Source organism: Saccharospirillum sp. HFRX-2 (assembly GCF_043196805.1).
In the GTDB taxonomy this organism is placed as follows: domain Bacteria; phylum Pseudomonadota; class Gammaproteobacteria; order Pseudomonadales; family Natronospirillaceae; genus Saccharospirillum.
Window position 1 is genome coordinate 1,306,799 of the sequence record NZ_JBEBMU010000001.1, and the last position, 15,690, is coordinate 1,322,488.

The window sequence follows — 15,690 nt, forward strand, 5'->3', positions numbered from 1 at the left end:
GGAGCAATCATGTCCGATATCAAGAAGGTCGTTCTGGCCTACTCCGGTGGCCTCGACACCTCCGTCATTGCCAAATGGATTCAGGAAACCTATCACTGCGAGGTCGTCACCTTTACGGCCGATATCGGCCAGGGTGAAGAAGTCGAACCGGCGCGCGCCAAAGCCAAAGCCTTGGGCATTAAAGAAATCTACATCGACGACCTGCGCGAAGAATTCGTGCGCGATTACGTCTATCCGATGTTCCGCGCCAACACCATTTACGAAGGCGAATATCTGCTGGGCACCTCCATCGCCCGTCCGCTGATCGCCAAACGCCTTATCGAAATCGCCAACGAAACCGGTGCCGATGCCATCGCGCACGGCGCTACCGGTAAAGGCAACGACCAGGTGCGTTTTGAACTCGGCGCCTACGCGCTGAAACCCGGCGTGAAAGTCATCGCTCCTTGGCGCGAATGGAACCTGAACTCGCGCGAAAAACTGATGGCCTATTGCGAAGAGCATTCCATCCCGGTCGACTTCAACAAGAAAGGCAAAAAATCGCCGTACTCCATGGACGCCAACCTGCTGCACATTTCCTACGAAGGCGGCATTTTGGAAGATCCCTGGGCCGAAGCCGAGGAAGATATGTGGCGCTGGTCGGTCAGCCCGGAAGCAGCACCGGATAGCCCGACTTACCTGGAACTGAGCTACGAGAAAGGCGACATCGTCGCCATCGATGGCAAAGCCATGAGCCCGGCCGAGGTACTGGCCTACCTGAACAAGGTTGGTGGTGATAATGGCGTTGGTCGTCTGGACATCGTCGAAAACCGTTACGTCGGCATGAAGTCCCGTGGTTGTTACGAAACGCCCGGAGGCACCATCATGCTCAAGGCGCACCGGGCCATCGAATCGATCACCCTGGATCGCGAAGTCGCGCACCTCAAAGACGAACTGATGCCCAAGTACGCCGAAGTGATTTACAACGGCTACTGGTGGAGCCCGGAACGGCGCATGTTGCAGGAAATGATCGACGCCTCTCAGGAGCGCGTGAACGGCAAGGTTCGCGTCAAACTCTACAAAGGCAACGTCATCATCGCCGGTCGCCAGTCCGACGACAGCCTGTTCGATGAAAGCATCGCCACCTTCGAAGACGACGCTGGCGCCTATAACCAGAAAGACGCCGAAGGCTTTATCAAACTGAACGCCCTGCGCATGCGCATTGCCGCCAGCAAAGGTCGCAGCCCGCTGAAATAAACAGCGGGATCAAACCGTAAAAAGGGCCGCTATTGCGGCCCTTTTTTATGCACACTAGGTTGGCATCAGTTGGAATGATCGTGCAGGTAGAGGTCGGTGTTTTTACCGACTAACTTGCCCGCCCAAATCAAGAACACCCACACCAATAAACCGAACGGCAAATAACCGAAATAGCCGACCAAGGGCATATCGGAAAAGATATGAATGACGTTCACATAGGGCACGTCATAATTCCAGTAATGCGGGTTGGTGGGGTAACCGAGGTCGGGGTTGGCACTGCCATAGTTCCACAATTCCCAAAAGAAACCATTACAGATCGACGCCAGCGCAATCAACAACGTCGGTGACCAATCTCCTTTGGCCATGGCGGAGAAAGGTGTCCAAATATTCAGCCGCTGCATCATGCCGATGATCACTGCCATCGGGCCGATCCAGATGCTCCAGAACATGCCGAATGGGAAGAACACCAGCAGGACGATAATGATGACACCAAAGATGATCAGGTTGTTGCCTTTGACGCTCCACTTGGGGCCATTTTGGTAACGCGCGACCAGTTTGGGAAAGCTGTTGAGTAAGTTGAACCACTGCATAATGGCTGGCCAAACGGTGCTGTAGGCCACCAGATACATGCACACGATCAGGCTGTGCGGCAGCTCTTCCATATGGCCATTGGGGTAATACCAGTTGGACTGCACAAAGAAGTTATAGAATTCGAAATACAGCCAGCCGACGACCGATGTCAAAGCACTGAACAGCATCAAACCCGGTTTGGTGGCGAGCAATGATTTGCCGTCGTTCTGCCGATAATTAATGCCATCAAGCATAACGATAAAACCCCACCACAGTGGGCTGAAGGCGTAGTAAACCAGAGTGCCCAGTGCCGGTGGTCGGGCCCACATCAGCCACCAGAAAAACAGCATCACCGCACCGCCGGCCCAGAACCACCAGGGCAGATTTTTCCTGGCTGGCGCCGGTTGCACCGGGCCACCTTGAAAGCCCAGGCGTTTTGGCCAGAGATAAACAGCGGCGATAAAAAGCGCGACGGCCGACACCGCAATGAAATAGATGAGATTAAAACCCGGTGTGCCGGGAACCTGAACCGGAGGGAAAATACCGAAGCTGGGCGGCAGGTGGGATGGGTAAGCAAACCAGGCGGCGGCCATGGGTACTAGCAACGTCAGCAGCATCGGCCAGATCAGTGACCACTTCGAAGCGTTCATAGACTTTCCTTTTTCAAAGGTTACTTCCCAGTCAGAAGTCAGCGCTTGCTGACCGAGTCTGACCACTTCAATAACATGCGTTTCAACTCTTCCAGTTTGATGGGCTTGACCAGCACATCGTTCATGCCAGCCGAGCTGCAGTTATCCAGGTCATGATCGGAGGCGTTGGCGGTAAAGGCAATAACCGGATTGCGAAAGCCTTGCTGACGCAGGTGCCGCGTGGCTTCCAGACCATCGATGATGGGCATTTGCACGTCCATCAGCACAATATCCGGGAAGTTCGAGCCGATGTAGCGGATGGCTTCTTCGGGGCGTTCGAAACCAACGCAGTCAACGTTCAGCCGGCGCAACATGCCCATCAGTACTTTCAGGTTCACCAGGTTGTCGTCGACGGCCACGATCTGCATCTGGCTGAGCAGTCGATTGACCTGTTCCGGAGGCTCGATCGCCGCCGGCGTTTCCAGCAGGTGCGCCAGGCTCATGCGGGCGTAGGGCAGCAGTTCGATATCGATGGTGTCGTTGTTGTGTTCCGAGCCGGTGGCGTTATGCACATACCATTTTACCGGTACCGCGGTGTCGCTCAGCCGTTCGTGTACCACAGCGTCAAAGTTCTTGGCGATGACCAGCCACAGCTGGACCGCCGGCAGATTTTGCTCCGGCAGGTCGGCGATGGCCAGTTGCACCACCGGTGCCATACCGAATCGCGTTAGATCTTGCCGCAGCAAAGTTGCCAGTTCTTCACTTTCATAGATCAACCCGAGCGGCTGGGCGGTGGTCGCGGGCTCGGCAAAAGGGCCTATATCGGGCAGTTGAAAATAGAAGTGACTGCCACGGCCGGGTTCGCTGTCGGCACCCAGGTCACTGCCCATCAGGTTGACCAGTTTCGAAGCAATGTGCAGACCGAGGCCGGTGCCACCATAGCGACGGGCGATGGAGGCATCGGCCTGGGTGAAGGCGGAGAACACGCTCCGCAGTTTGTCGGCATCGATGCCGATGCCGGTGTCGCTGACGCGAAATTCCAGGTGCTGGTTATCCAGTGGTCGAATGGTCAGGCGGATGTCACCCTGCTCGGTGAATTTAAAAGCATTGCTGAGCAGGTTGGCGAGCACCTGCTTGATACGGTTTTCATCGCCCGTTAATTGCCGAGGTACCCGGGCATCGATATCGATGGTCAGGCAAACTCGGTCGCGATTGAAGGCATTGCAATAGAGTCCGCCCAGTTCGTCGATGGCGACATCGAGATCGAATGCTTCGTTGACCAGATCAAGTTGGTTAGCGTTGAGCTTGGCCAGATCGAGAATGTCGTTGATCAGATAGAGCAGGAAATTAGACGAGGTATGAATGGCTTGAATATGACGCTGAACTCGGGTCGGCAAACTGTATTGATCGATCAGTTCTACCGAACCCTGAATGGCATTTAAAGGCGTGCGTAATTCGTGACTGACGTTGGCTAGAAAACGTTCCTTGGTTTCCAGCGCCTGGTTGGCGGCCAGCAATGCTTCCTGAGTGGCAAATAGCCCGGCTTCCTTTTCGCGATAGACCATGCCTACCTGATGGCTGATGACCAGCGATAACAGAATCACTTCGATGGCGACGGCAAAGAGCCCGACGTGTTCGACGAAAAGCGTTTCGGAAAATGCCAGGCTGGAAACGGCAATGGACATCAGTCCCGGAATAAAAAAAGCGATGTTGGCGACCAGATAATAACGCGCGGTGCGATTGCCCTGTATCAACCGGGTTATGCCCGCGCTGATACCATAGAGCGCAAACAGCCCAACACCATAACGCGCCAATTCCAGTGACCAGGTCGGTTGCACCAGGGCGATCACCCAAAACACCATTAACAGCCCGATAATGCCGTGCCCGATGCGCGTCAAGGTGCGCGAGGTGTAGCGATTGATATTCAGCAACACCATGACGAAGGCGATATAAGCCGGGTTGGATGCGGCAACAATGGGAATGCTGATTAAATAAAAATTCTTGATATGAAACAGGTCGGAAAACACCAGCAGGGCAGCGCCGTTATAGACGAAATTACCCCAGATAAAAACAGCGTAAAAAAAGTCGCCTATTCGGCGTCGGCTTAAACCCAGGACGATGTAATAGACGCCCATCGAGAAAAAGATACCCATGCCAATCAGAGTGATGGCGTTGCCGATTTTGATCGACTTCAAATAGCCATCGAAGGGGAAAATCTGCGGCACCGGGTCAGCCAGATAGAAGGGACTGTCGAGTCGAGTCAGGATTTGATACTGACCCGGCGGCAGGGCAATTAAGCGACTGTGGCGTAGAAAAATAGGGTTGTAGACTTCGCTTTGAATACCGCCTTCAAATTCAGCGACCTGCTGACCATTTTCATCGAATACCCAATGATGAAACAGGCCGATAACAGAAGAATTCCGGAAGTCCAAAAAATGGCGAATGGGCTGGTCTGATTGCAAGGTCATCAGATGCCAGTCGACACCGCCATTCCAGTTGATGGTAAGGTCAGTCTGGACGCTGCGCAGGGTTTCGGCATCCAGTCGTTGCGGCTGCCAATCGTCAGGCAGTGATAACCAATAGCTGCGTGTGTCCAGGCTTTGTTCTTCCGCCCAGAGCAAGGTTGGCAACGCAGTGCAAGCGAGTAAAAACCACAGCACTACCCAAAGACGACGTACTGAACGTAATGGCACGATAGCGGGTTTCCCTTGTTGACCCCAAGTCAGCCAACCAGACCGGTAGCGTGCAGTGATGGCGTATATACCGGACTCCTTGGTAGCCTTATTAGACCTGTCGGAAATAACTCTTAGCATGGTTGATATTAAGCACCCAATTCCAGCCCCAGAGGCGCATCTATGTCCGCTGTGTGGTGCAACACGGGCGTCACTCTGGCACCGTCGGGGCAAACGTGATTACTGGTGTTGCCAACATTGCCAGCTCGTGCGCGTGCCCATCCAGCAGCATATTTCGGCAGCTCAGGAAAAGGCTGAATACGACCGACATGAAAACACTCTAGACGACGCTGGCTATCGGCGCTTCCTGGGCCGCACTTTTTGTGCGGTGGTCGATCGAATGCCACCTGGCCATCAAGGGCTGGACTTCGGCTGCGGGCCCGGCCCTGCTCTGGCTGCGATGTTCGAAGAGGCAGGATATCCGGTTGCGCTATATGATCTTTTCTATCGGCCGGATAGCGAAGTTTTACAGCGCCGATTTCATTTTATTACCTTGACCGAGGTGATTGAGCATCTGGCGCAGCCGGCGCAGGTGTTGTCGAGCTTATGGCAACAACTGCTGCCCGGAGGTTTGCTGGTGATTCAAACCCAGCAGGTACGTGACCAGGCAGCCTTCCAGCAATGGCGCTATACCCACGACCCCACCCATATCGCTTTCTATGCACCGGCAACCTTTCGCTGGCTGGCGCAGTGGCTGGGCGCTGCTGCCTTGGAGGCCGTGGCGGCGGATGTGGTGGTGCTGCGTAAAGCGGGGGATTGGGACGATGAACCAGCTTGAACGTCAGCGTTTGGCGGATGGCACGCCAGTGCTTGTCAAGCACAACGAGGCCGCGCCGAAGGGTTTTTACGCCGCCGAGGCCGCCGGCCTGCAAGCTCTGGCGGATGCCGGCTGGCGGGTGCCGAAGGTGATGTCGGTGGCGGACGATCGTTTAGTGATGGAAGCCATCGCCTTGGGCCAGCCCGGCTCGACCAGTTGGCAGCAAGCCGGACGCCAGCTTGCGCAGCAGCATCAGATCAGCGCCGAGCGTTTTGGTTTTTCCCTCGACACCTTCTGTGGTGACAGTCGGCAGACCAACCGCTGGTGTGCTGATGGCGTCGAGTTCTATCAGCAGCAACGCTACCGACCCCAACTGCAACGCGCCCGCGATGCCGGTCTGTTAAGCGCTGCTGAGGTGCAGGCAGCTGAGCGTCTGGTCGATAAGCTGGCGGATTGGTTGCCGGCCCAGAAGCCGGTGTTACTGCATGGTGATTTGTGGTCTGGCAATCTGCTTTTCGATGCCGCCGCAGTGCCAGTGCTGATCGACCCGGCCTGTTACTACGGCTGGCCGGAAGCCGATTTGGCGATGACCCATGCTTTTGGCGGTTTTGCGCCTGAGTTTTATCGGGCGTATCAGGCAGAGAATACTCTGGCGCCAGGCTTCGATGAGCGCATCGCGCTGTACAATCTGTACCACTGGCTGAACCATCTGAACCTCTTTGGCGCGGTCTATCACGGCGCCGTCGTGGCTGTGCTGGAGCGCTATCTGGGCTGACGCCGTTTTTATCCTCGCCAAGGCTGTTCAGACCGTTCTGCCAGTCGAAAAAAGCCCGCTGGTCGGGTATCCTCAGCCGTCCGGGTGTGTGCCTGCCACCCGTTTCAGCTTTGACTCCAAACAGTGACCTTAAACTTTGACCTCGAACAACAGGAATCCGATGGACGCGAACTACTCCCCGGCCGCGATTGAACGCCAGGTGCAAACCACCTGGAATGAGCAACAGGTGTTCAAAGCCACCGTCGACATGAGCAAAGAGAAATTCTATTGCCTGTCGATGCTGCCTTACCCAAGCGGCAAGCTACACATGGGGCACGTTCGCAACTACACCATCGGCGATGTAATCAGCCGTTACCAGCGCATGCTGGGTAAAAACGTCCTGCAGCCGATGGGCTGGGACGCCTTCGGCATGCCGGCGGAAAACGCCGCTATTCAGAACGGTGTGGCGCCGGCCAAATGGACCTATGAAAACATCGACCACATGCGCGGCCAGCTCAAAGCCCTGGGCTTTGCCTACGACTGGAGCCGCGAAGTCACGACCTGCTCACCGGACTATTACAAGTGGGAGCAGTGGTTCTTCACTCGCCTGGTCGAAAAAGGTTTGGCTTACAAGAAAACCTCGGCGGTGAACTGGTGTCCGGTTGACCAGACGGTATTGGCCAACGAACAGGTGCACGACGGTTGCTGCTGGCGCTGTGATACGCCGGTGGAACGCAAAGAGATGGATCAGTGGTTCGTCAAAACCACGGCCTACGCCGGTGAATTGCTGGAGCAACTCGACCAGCTCGAGGGCTGGCCGGAAGAAGTGAAGGCGATGCAGCGCAACTGGATCGGCCGCAGCCTGGGCGTCACCTTGCGTTTCAAATTGAAAGACAGCGACCAGTCGGTCGAAGTCTATACCACCCGTCCCGACACCTTGATGGGCGTGACCTATATGGCGCTGGCGGCGGACCATCCGCTGACCACAGCTGCCGCCAAAGACAACCCCAGCCTGCAGGCGTTTGTTGAAGAATGCCGCCATATGACCACCAGCGAAGCCGATATGGCGACGATGGAAAAGAAAGGTCATGCCACCGGCTTGGTTGCCATTCATCCGATCACCGGTGAGGAAATCCCGGTCTGGTCGGCCAACTTTGTGTTGATGGATTACGGCAGCGGCGCGGTGATGTCGGTGCCTGGTCACGATCAGCGCGACTGGGAATTCGCCACGGCTTACGGTTTGCCGATTAAGCAAGTCGTAGCGCCGGCTGACGGCAGCGATGCCAAGGTCGATTTGTCGACCGAAGCCTTTACCGAAAAAGGCGTGGTGGTTAATTCCGGTGAATTCGATGGTCTGAGCAGCCAGGAAGCCTTTAAGAAAATCGCTGACTGGTTAGCCGCGCAAGGGTTGGGTGAAGTCACCACCAACTACCGTCTGCGCGATTGGGGTGTCAGCCGCCAACGTTATTGGGGCGCGCCGGTGCCGATGGTTTATGTCGATGGCGAAGCCAAACCGGCCGACGAATTTCCAGTGGTGTTGCCTGAAGACGTGGTCTTTGACGGCGCCAGTTCGCCGATTAAAAACAACCCGGAATTTGAAGACACCACCTTGGCTGGCAAACCGGCCAAACGCGAAACTGATACCTTCGATACCTTTATGGAATCGTCCTGGTATTTCGCGCGTTACACCACGCCGCATTACAACGACGGCATGATCGAACCGGAAGAAGCCAACTACTGGCTGCCGGTCGATCAATACATCGGCGGCATCGAACACGCCACCATGCATTTGATGTACGCGCGTTTCTATTACAAGGCGATGCGCGATGAAGGTCTGGTTAAGTCCGATGAGCCGTTCACCAACTTGCTGTGTCAGGGCATGGTGCTGGCGGAAACCTGGTTCCGCGTCGGCGATGAAGGCCGCGTTTGGGTATCGCCGACTGATGTCGAAGCGCAGCGCGACGATAAAGGCAAGGTGATTGGCGGCCGCCAGATTTCCACCGGTTTGCCAGTGGAATACGCCGGCATGGCGAAGATGTCCAAGTCGAAAAACAACGGCAAGGATCCGCAACAGGCGATTGAAGAATACGGTGCCGACACGCTGCGTCTGTTCTCCATGTTTGCTGCGCCGCCGGATCAGACTCTGGAGTGGACCGAGTCAGGCGTGCAGGGCGCGCAGAAATTTTTGCAGCGCCTGTGGCGCGCTGTGCATCAGTTGGTTGAAGGCGGTGATATTGCCAAACTGGATGTGGCGGCACTCAGCGACGATCAGAAAACACTGCGTCGTAAAACCCACGAAACCATCGTTGGTGTCACGGCCGATTTTGGTGAGCGCAAAACCTTTAATACCGCCATCGCCAAGGTGATGGAATTGCTCAACGCGGTGAACAAGTTCGAAGCCAAAGACGCCCAGGATCGTGCCGTTATCAGCGAGGCTCTGGAGACCGCTGTACGGGTTTTGGCGCCGATCGTGCCGCACATCACTCAGGTGCTGTGGAACGAACTGGGCCACGACGGTTTAATCCTCGACGTCAGTTGGCCGCAAGCCGATGACAGCGCGCTGGTCAAAGATACTCTGCTCTATGTGCTGCAGGTCAACGGCAAGGTGCGTGGTCGCGTTGAAGTGCCGGCCGATGCCGATAAAGCCAGCGTCGAAGCCGCCGCCATGGCCGATGAAAATGTGCAGCGTTTTATCGGCGATGCCACGGTGCGCAAAGTGATTGTTGTGCCCAACAAGTTGGTGAACATCGTTGCGAATTAATGCGTTGATCAAACAGAGTGTTCTGGTTGTGTTGCTGGCCGCAGTGCTCACGGGTTGCGGCTATCAGCTGAAAGGCCAGTTTCGTTTTGCCGAAGGGCTCAGCCCTTTGGTGTGGCAGGCCAGTGGTAATCAGGATGAGCTCTACCTGATCACCCGCGATATCTTTGCCATCTATGGCTTGGCGCTGTCGGAACGACCGGCCGATACTCTGTTACAGATTCATCGTGTTGAAGATGCCAACGTTGAGTTGAGCGAAGCCGAAGTGCTGACGCTTGAGGTCGAATGGAGCCTGGTGAATGCTCAGGGTGTGGCGGTAATTGATCATCGCCGCACTCGTTCGGAAACGCGTTTGAGCCTGAGCCCGGAAGTCGACGAAGACGATGCACGAATCGAACGCCAATCCTTCCTGCGTCAGCGTATTGCCTTGCGCTTGCTTGACCAGCTTGAAGCCATTTCCGACGCAGAACTGAACCGGGTGCCGGAGTCGCGCTGATGAAAATCACCGCCCAACAGCTGACTCAGCAACTGCAGCAGAACCTGCCAGCCATTATCTGGATCAGCGGTGATGAGCCCTTGTTGACTCTGGAAGCGGCCGATCAGGTGCGCATGGCGGCGCGAGCAGCCGGCATCAATGAACGCCAGGTGTTTCATGCCGACACCAACTTTGACTGGAATTTATTGCAAGACGCCAATCAATCGATGTCGCTGTTTGGTGACCGTCAACTGCTGGAAGTTCGGCTCAGCGCCAAACTGAAAGATGACGGTCGCAAAGCCTTGGTGGCTTATGCTGCCAACGCCAATCCCGATAATATTTTGTTGGTCCAGTCGGAGCGTTTGGAAGCCGCCCAAAGCAAAGCCAAGTGGTTTAATCAGGTAATCGACCAAGGCTGGTGGCTGCCGATCTGGCCGGTAGAACGCCATCAATTACCCGCCTGGCTGCGTCAGCGACTGCAAGCTCAGGGGCTGACCATCGACGATGATGCGCTGGCATTATTGGCCGATAAAGTGGACGGCAACCTGCTCGCCGCTCGTCAGGAAATTGATAAATTATTGCTGCTCAGCGATAACACCAGCATCGATCTCGATACCGTGATTCAGTCCGTCGCTGACAGCGCCCGCTTCGATATTTTCGATTTATCCGACGCCTTTTTAAATGGTGACTTGGCGCGCAGCCAACGAGTGCTGAGAGGGCTGGCTGCCGAAGGTGTGGAAGCACCTATTGTGCTGTGGGTGTTATCACGCGAACTGCGTCATCTGGTGCAGTTGGCCGAAGCGCAACAGGCCGGTCAACAATTGCAGTCGGTATTCAAGCGACTGCGTATTTTCGACAAACGCCAAGGCCCCTACCAACAAGCGATACGCCGTGCCGGCCTTGAGCATTGGCAACACTGCCTGGTGCGTTGCGGTGAAATCGACGCCACCATCAAAGGCCGCCGCGCTGGTGATCCTTGGCATGCATTAAGTGTGGTAATCAGTGAAGTCGCGCAGCCGGGGCGCGTGCCGGCTGCGCTTTAATAACCGATTAAAACCGGTGATTAATCAGAGGTGATATTCGATACCGACTTTGAAGGTCCGGCCTGGGGTGTTGTAGTCGAAGTCGTCAGCGAAGTCGCTGGTCGTGTGGTTCAGGGTGTAGTCCGTATCCAGCAAATTGTCGATGCGACCGAATAGGCGACTTTGTCCCTGGCTGCCGAAGTTATATTGAGTTCCTAAGCCAAGCAAAACGAAGCCGTCAAAGGTTTTGCCACCAGATTTTCGCTCACCTTCCAATTGGACATCCGCACTGATTTGAGCAGCTCCGAAATGGCGTGCCAATGAAGCATCTCCGCTCCAGCTGGCTATGTTCTCCAACTCTTCGTCATCCGCATCTCGGGCATTGATATAGCTGGCGCTAACGGCCATATCGACGCTGTTAAAAGTGCGCGACCATTCCGCCTCTATGCCCTGCACTGTTGCTTCGGCAACGTTGATGGCCTTGTATTTTTGGCTTGGATCAAGTTGGATCAAGTCATCGTAGTTAGTTTGATAGAGGCTGATGCGCCAGTAGCCCATATCGGTAATTTCCCGTAAGGCCAACTCGACCGTCCTGGACTGTTCCGGATCCAGATCTGGTGAGGGTGCATAGGCGTTGTATAAGTCGGCGAAGGTGGGGGCGCGGAAGGCCGTACCGGCACTGACGATGGCGTCTATGTCATTAACGACGTTCGCTAGCAGTGCAATATTACCGCTAGGCTTGGTTCCATAGGCGCTGCTCTCATCGACTCGGGCTGATGTTTCTATTGCAAAATCGCCTGTGCTGAAGCGCGTATGGCCGAACAAGCCAAAGTTATTTCGTTCGGTCTCGTCATAATCGCTTGAGCTGTCAATACTATCGAACAACCCATCGGTGCCGAAGCTAGCACTCAGTGAGGGATTGAATGTTTTTGCGGCCAGAATGCTGTAGGACAAACGTTCTGTTGTATTTTCCGAACCATATTCCTTTTCGAACTGGTCGTCCCAGTGTCTTCCCAACTGAGCTTCAAGTTGCCAGTTATTGGCTGCCTGGTAGTTCAGGGTGATGCTTGAGGTCATTAGGGTCGTTTCATTTTCAACCTGAGTATCACAGTTGCTGGAGCAGCCATTGTTGTCATATTGAACGACACCAGACGATTGGCTATGGGCTAATCCTAATCGAAGGTTTTCGTTCAGTTCAGTATCAACGCCAATATTGGCTGACCATTGCTCGAAGCCGTCCTTGTCTTCATTGCCATTGCTGTTGAGTGTGGTGCTGTCAAAGCCATCCGTTGTCAGGTAACTGAAGCCACCTGTTGCACTGGTGTTCCCCGCTACGGCGGTAAAACCTGTGCTGAAGCGCTGCTGATTAAAGCTGCCGTATTCAGCGGCTACGAATAAATCCTCTTCTTCTGGCGTTGGTGCTTTAGTGAATATTTGTATGACACCACCAATGCCATCAGCACCATAGAGACTGGAAACCGGACCTCTAACAATTTCGATTCTTTCAATATTATTCACCGGAATTGCCGAAAGTGTTACGCCCCCGAGGGTAGCGCTGCCGACCCGAACGCCATCGATCAGTACGATCATTTGTTTGGTGCTGGCACCTCGGATTTTCAGTGAATCAGCAGAACCTAAACTGCCTGTAGGTGTTTGGGAAATACCGACGACACGAGACAATATTTCAGTCAATCTGCTATCACCAAAGCGTTGAATATCTTCCTCAGTCAACACCGTAACCGCCGCCAATGTATTCGTAATCGGCTGCTCATACCGACTGGCAGTCACCACCACCGTATTGTCTTCACCCAAAGCGAAGATTGGCAGGGAAATTAATCCCAATGCCAGAAGTGAATGTTTCATGGAATGTTCCTTTCGTTATTCATGATTGAATAAACGAAGGCGCAAAGAAGCGCAGCGCATTGTTGATGCACGCTGGTAGCCACCTTGTTGCCCTCCGCAACAACAGCGAGTGTTACAGCACCATCAAAACTCGATGTGCTGGACACATAAGGCCATCGGCCGGTCTCCGGGCTTGAGGTGTGATAAGCAGGCTTATCGGGCTTGGCGCCTTCCCACGAATAAATCGCAGTGGCTGGTTGCGTCGCGCACCTCTTACCGTTGCGGGGGCAGCATCAGCTTTGCACTGATTTCCCGTTCACCGACGGCTTTCTGTCGAGCGCGATGTTAGCGATGGGGGTGGTCTAAAACAAGCGGCCGATGCGGGTGCATCGGCCGTGAAAGGTTATTTCAAAGGGGAGCTGGAACGTCGTTATTCACCCATGTAAGAGCGATACATCCAGACGGTTTTTTCCTGTTCGCGAATATAGTCGCTCATCAGGGCGGCGGTGCCTTCGTCGCCAGCATCGGATGCGACGGCGAGCAAGCTGCGCTGTTTGCCGATCAGTGACTGGAAGGATTCCAGGATGTGACCAATGGCAACGCGACCGTCACGAATTTTAGTGTGCTCTTCAATGGACGCCTGTTTGATGTAGTCGCTGTAGCTGTGCAGCGGTTCGTGACCCAGAGTCTGAATACGCTCAGCCACTTCATCAATTTTGGTTAACAGGTCGGTGTACAGCTCTTCGAATTTGACGTGCAGTTCGAAGAAGTTGTCGCCCTTGATGTTCCAGTGATATCCCCGGGCGTTCATGTAGAAGACCTGATAGTTAGACAACAACTCATTCAGGCCTTTGGCCAGTTTTTCGGCGCTGGCGGTGTTTAAGCCAATAGCATTGGTACTCATGATTTGCCTCCTATTCAGGCTTCAATTTAATTGCTGCCTAGTGTCTTACACCTACCAGATAAGGGCGAATGAATTGGTTTAAAGGTGGCGATAGTTTTTATGATTGAAAATGAATCTTTTCAATCATAATTGTCAATTGATGAGCGGTCGCAAGACTTGCTCTGCATGCTGTGTTACTGCCTCGCGCAGCTCGCCCAGGGCGTCGCTTTCGGTCTGCCAGTAGTGCCAGTACAGCGGCACATCGAGATGATAGCCGGGGCGGATGTCGATCAACTGCCCCCGTCTAATGGCGTCGGTGACCTGCAGTTCCGGTATCATGCCGAAACCCAGGCCGGCTTGCGCCATACGCACAAAGCCTTCGGAGGTCGGGCAGCGGTGCACCCGGCCGGGCCCCGCCACGCCCTGATCGGCGAGAAAACGGTGCTGTAGTCGGTCGTCGTGATTGAAGATCAGACAGGGCGCCTGGCTCAGGGCGTTGTCGTCGCTTAAGTCGTAGCGTTGCATAAAGTCGGGACTGGCCAGGGCGCGGTAACGCAGAATACCCAAAGGCTGGACGCGGCCGCCGTTAACGCTTTGGCTCTGCGCACAGATGCAGGCCATGACTTCACCATCACGCATCCGCTTCAAACCAATGTCTTGATCTTCAACGATCAGGTCGAAATTGAACCGCTGGCTGGATTCGGCCATACCCAGTGCTGCTGGCAGCCAAGTTGCCATGGAGTCGGCATTGGCGGTCAGGCGAATGCTCAGCGGCTGATCGGCCTGGGTCAGATCGTGTTCCAGCAGACGAACCTGCTGCAGATGGTTGTTCAGCCGTCGACCCAGGTCGGTGGCAACCGGTGGCTGGGTGCGGATCAGCACCGGCTGGCCTTGCAGGCTTTCCAGTTGGCGGATGCGTTGACTGACGGCGGACTGAGTCAGATGCAGCTGTTCGGCGGCGCGTTCGAAGCCGCCGGTTTCAATCACGGCGGACAAGGCTTCCAGCAAACGATAGTCGATCATTAGAAACTCTAATTAAGCATTAAGATTATTCGTTGGATTAATGATAGTCGCAGCGCTTAGGCTGCGCCCAGTCATTCTTTCGCTGAGAGTTGTTTTTATGTTGTCGTCGCTAATGACGGGCTTTGCGGTATCCCTGGGTTTGATCGTGGCTATTGGGGCGCAGAACGCCTGGGTGTTAAGCCGCAGTCTGCGCGGTGAGCATCGGCTGGTACTGGCTTTGGTCTGTGCCGGTGTCGACGCGGTGCTGATTGTGACCGGAGTCTTTGGTCTGGACAGCGTACAACGTCTGGTGCCGGCGCTGGTGCCGGTGTTGACCTGGTTGGGCGTGGGGCTGTTGTTGTATTTAGCGGCGCAGTCACTGTTGCGCGCTTGGCAGGGGAATTCGGGTTTGCTGGCGGGACCGGCGGTCAGTGCGACGGGCGCCTGGACGCTGGCGGGTCAGGCACTGGCGATCTCGCTGCTGAACCCTCATGTCTATCTGGATACGGTGGTGTTGATCGGCAGTGTGGGTGCTCAGCAGCCGGCACCTGGCTGGTATGCCTTGGGTGCCGCTCTGGCGTCGCTGTTCTGGTTCAGTGCTCTGGCTGGCCTGGGGCGCTATTTGCAGCAGTGGCTGCGTTCGCCCTGGCACTGGCGTTGTTTCGATGCGGTGATTGGCCTGGTGATGGTGGCCGTGGCGGTATCACTGTTGGTTTAGCAACGACAGCATCGTCCTCAAGCTAGATCCCGACGCTTTGACTGGCCGATGGCGTAGTGCAGGCCCGACCCTTTGCGATGTTTGTCGTAGAGACTGGCTATGGTTTCATCCAGCAATTGCAAATACTTGCCGTCGATGGGATGAATTTCCATACCGCGTTTCGCGCATTCAGACGCAGCATGGGCGTGCTTGATGACCATAAAAGGCGTGTGGTCGTGCTCACGCAGATGAATGGCCAGTTGGCGTTTTTCGTGTTCTGTAAGACCGTCGATAAACATCCCGGTTACCCGACTCAAATAAAAGAATGCAGCCTAC

The 15,690-nt window shown here is 55.0% G+C and carries 13 protein-coding genes and 1 riboswitch; of the genes, 7 read left to right on the top strand and 6 right to left on the bottom strand.

Features of this window, described 5'->3' with window-relative positions; all coding sequences use genetic code 11:
* Positions 1-9: 9 nt before the first annotated feature.
* Positions 10-1,233 (top strand): argininosuccinate synthase, encoded by a 1,224-nt coding sequence (locus ABMA60_RS06110; protein WP_392800184.1) that lies wholly within the window; start codon positions 10-12, stop codon positions 1,231-1,233.
* Positions 1,234-1,298: 65 nt separating this feature from the next.
* Here the strand turns inward: ABMA60_RS06110 and ABMA60_RS06115 are convergent, their stop codons facing one another.
* Together ABMA60_RS06115 and ABMA60_RS06120 are read right to left on the bottom strand one after the other, a co-directional pair.
* Positions 1,299-2,453 carry a mechanosensitive ion channel protein MscS gene (locus tag ABMA60_RS06115; RefSeq protein WP_392800186.1) on the bottom strand — a complete coding sequence of 385 codons (1,155 nt, stop codon included), beginning with the start codon at positions 2,451-2,453 and terminating at the stop codon, positions 1,299-1,301.
* Between the two features lie 38 nt (positions 2,454-2,491).
* Positions 2,492-5,125, bottom strand: a complete 2,634-nt coding sequence (locus ABMA60_RS06120; RefSeq protein WP_392800189.1) for an ATP-binding protein — start codon at positions 5,123-5,125, stop codon at positions 2,492-2,494.
* A 253-nt stretch (positions 5,126-5,378) separates the two neighbouring features.
* Here ABMA60_RS06120 and ABMA60_RS06125 point away from each other — a divergent pair, with 253 nt between their 5' ends.
* The 5 genes from ABMA60_RS06125 to holA all read left to right on the top strand — a co-directional run bounded on the left by ABMA60_RS06125 (position 5,379) and on the right by holA (position 10,951).
* Positions 5,379-5,942 carry a class I SAM-dependent methyltransferase gene (locus tag ABMA60_RS06125; RefSeq protein ID WP_392800191.1) on the top strand — a complete coding sequence of 188 codons (564 nt, stop codon included), beginning with the start codon at positions 5,379-5,381 and terminating at the stop codon, positions 5,940-5,942.
* The gene (locus tag ABMA60_RS06130) at positions 5,929-6,696 is read left to right on the top strand and encodes a fructosamine kinase family protein (RefSeq protein ID WP_392800194.1); all 768 of its coding nucleotides are present in this window, start codon (positions 5,929-5,931) and stop codon (positions 6,694-6,696) included. The genes ABMA60_RS06125 and ABMA60_RS06130 overlap by 14 nt, the downstream gene beginning before the upstream one ends.
* Positions 6,697-6,856: 160 nt before the next feature.
* Positions 6,857-9,436 (top strand): leucine--tRNA ligase, encoded by a 2,580-nt coding sequence (gene leuS / locus ABMA60_RS06135; protein ID WP_392800196.1) that lies wholly within the window; start codon positions 6,857-6,859, stop codon positions 9,434-9,436.
* The gene (locus ABMA60_RS06140; RefSeq protein WP_392800199.1) at positions 9,426-9,929 is read left to right on the top strand and encodes a hypothetical protein; all 504 of its coding nucleotides are present in this window, start codon (positions 9,426-9,428) and stop codon (positions 9,927-9,929) included. The genes leuS and ABMA60_RS06140 overlap by 11 nt, the downstream gene beginning before the upstream one ends.
* A complete protein-coding gene (gene holA / locus ABMA60_RS06145; protein WP_392800202.1) occupies positions 9,929-10,951 on the top strand; it encodes a DNA polymerase III subunit delta in 1,023 nt (340 codons plus the stop codon). The genes ABMA60_RS06140 and holA overlap by 1 nt, the downstream gene beginning before the upstream one ends.
* Positions 10,952-10,975: 24 nt before the next feature.
* Here the strand turns inward: holA and ABMA60_RS06150 are convergent, their stop codons facing one another.
* The 3 genes from ABMA60_RS06150 to ABMA60_RS06160 form a co-directional block, all read right to left on the bottom strand.
* Entirely contained in the window at positions 10,976-12,793 is a 1,818-nt protein-coding gene (locus tag ABMA60_RS06150; RefSeq protein WP_392800204.1) for a TonB-dependent receptor domain-containing protein, read from the bottom strand.
* 139 nt (positions 12,794-12,932) lie between these two features.
* Positions 12,933-13,131, bottom strand: a riboswitch (cobalamin riboswitch).
* A gap of 71 nt (positions 13,132-13,202) precedes the next feature.
* A complete protein-coding gene (locus ABMA60_RS06155) occupies positions 13,203-13,679 on the bottom strand; it encodes a Dps family protein (RefSeq protein WP_392800424.1) in 477 nt (158 codons plus the stop codon).
* A 129-nt stretch (positions 13,680-13,808) separates the two neighbouring features.
* On the bottom strand, positions 13,809-14,678 hold the full coding sequence (locus tag ABMA60_RS06160; RefSeq protein WP_392800207.1) for a LysR family transcriptional regulator ArgP: 870 nt from the start codon (positions 14,676-14,678) through the stop codon (positions 13,809-13,811).
* A 97-nt stretch (positions 14,679-14,775) separates the two neighbouring features.
* On the opposite strand from ABMA60_RS06160, the gene ABMA60_RS06165 reads away from it, so the two are divergent.
* Complete coding sequence (locus tag ABMA60_RS06165) at positions 14,776-15,375, top strand: LysE/ArgO family amino acid transporter (protein WP_392800210.1); 600 nt, start codon at positions 14,776-14,778, stop codon at positions 15,373-15,375.
* Between the two features lie 17 nt (positions 15,376-15,392).
* Here ABMA60_RS06165 and ABMA60_RS06170 read toward each other — a convergent pair whose 3' ends face one another.
* Positions 15,393-15,653, bottom strand: a complete 261-nt coding sequence (locus ABMA60_RS06170) for a hypothetical protein (RefSeq protein WP_392800212.1) — start codon at positions 15,651-15,653, stop codon at positions 15,393-15,395.
* Positions 15,654-15,690 lie beyond the last annotated feature (37 nt).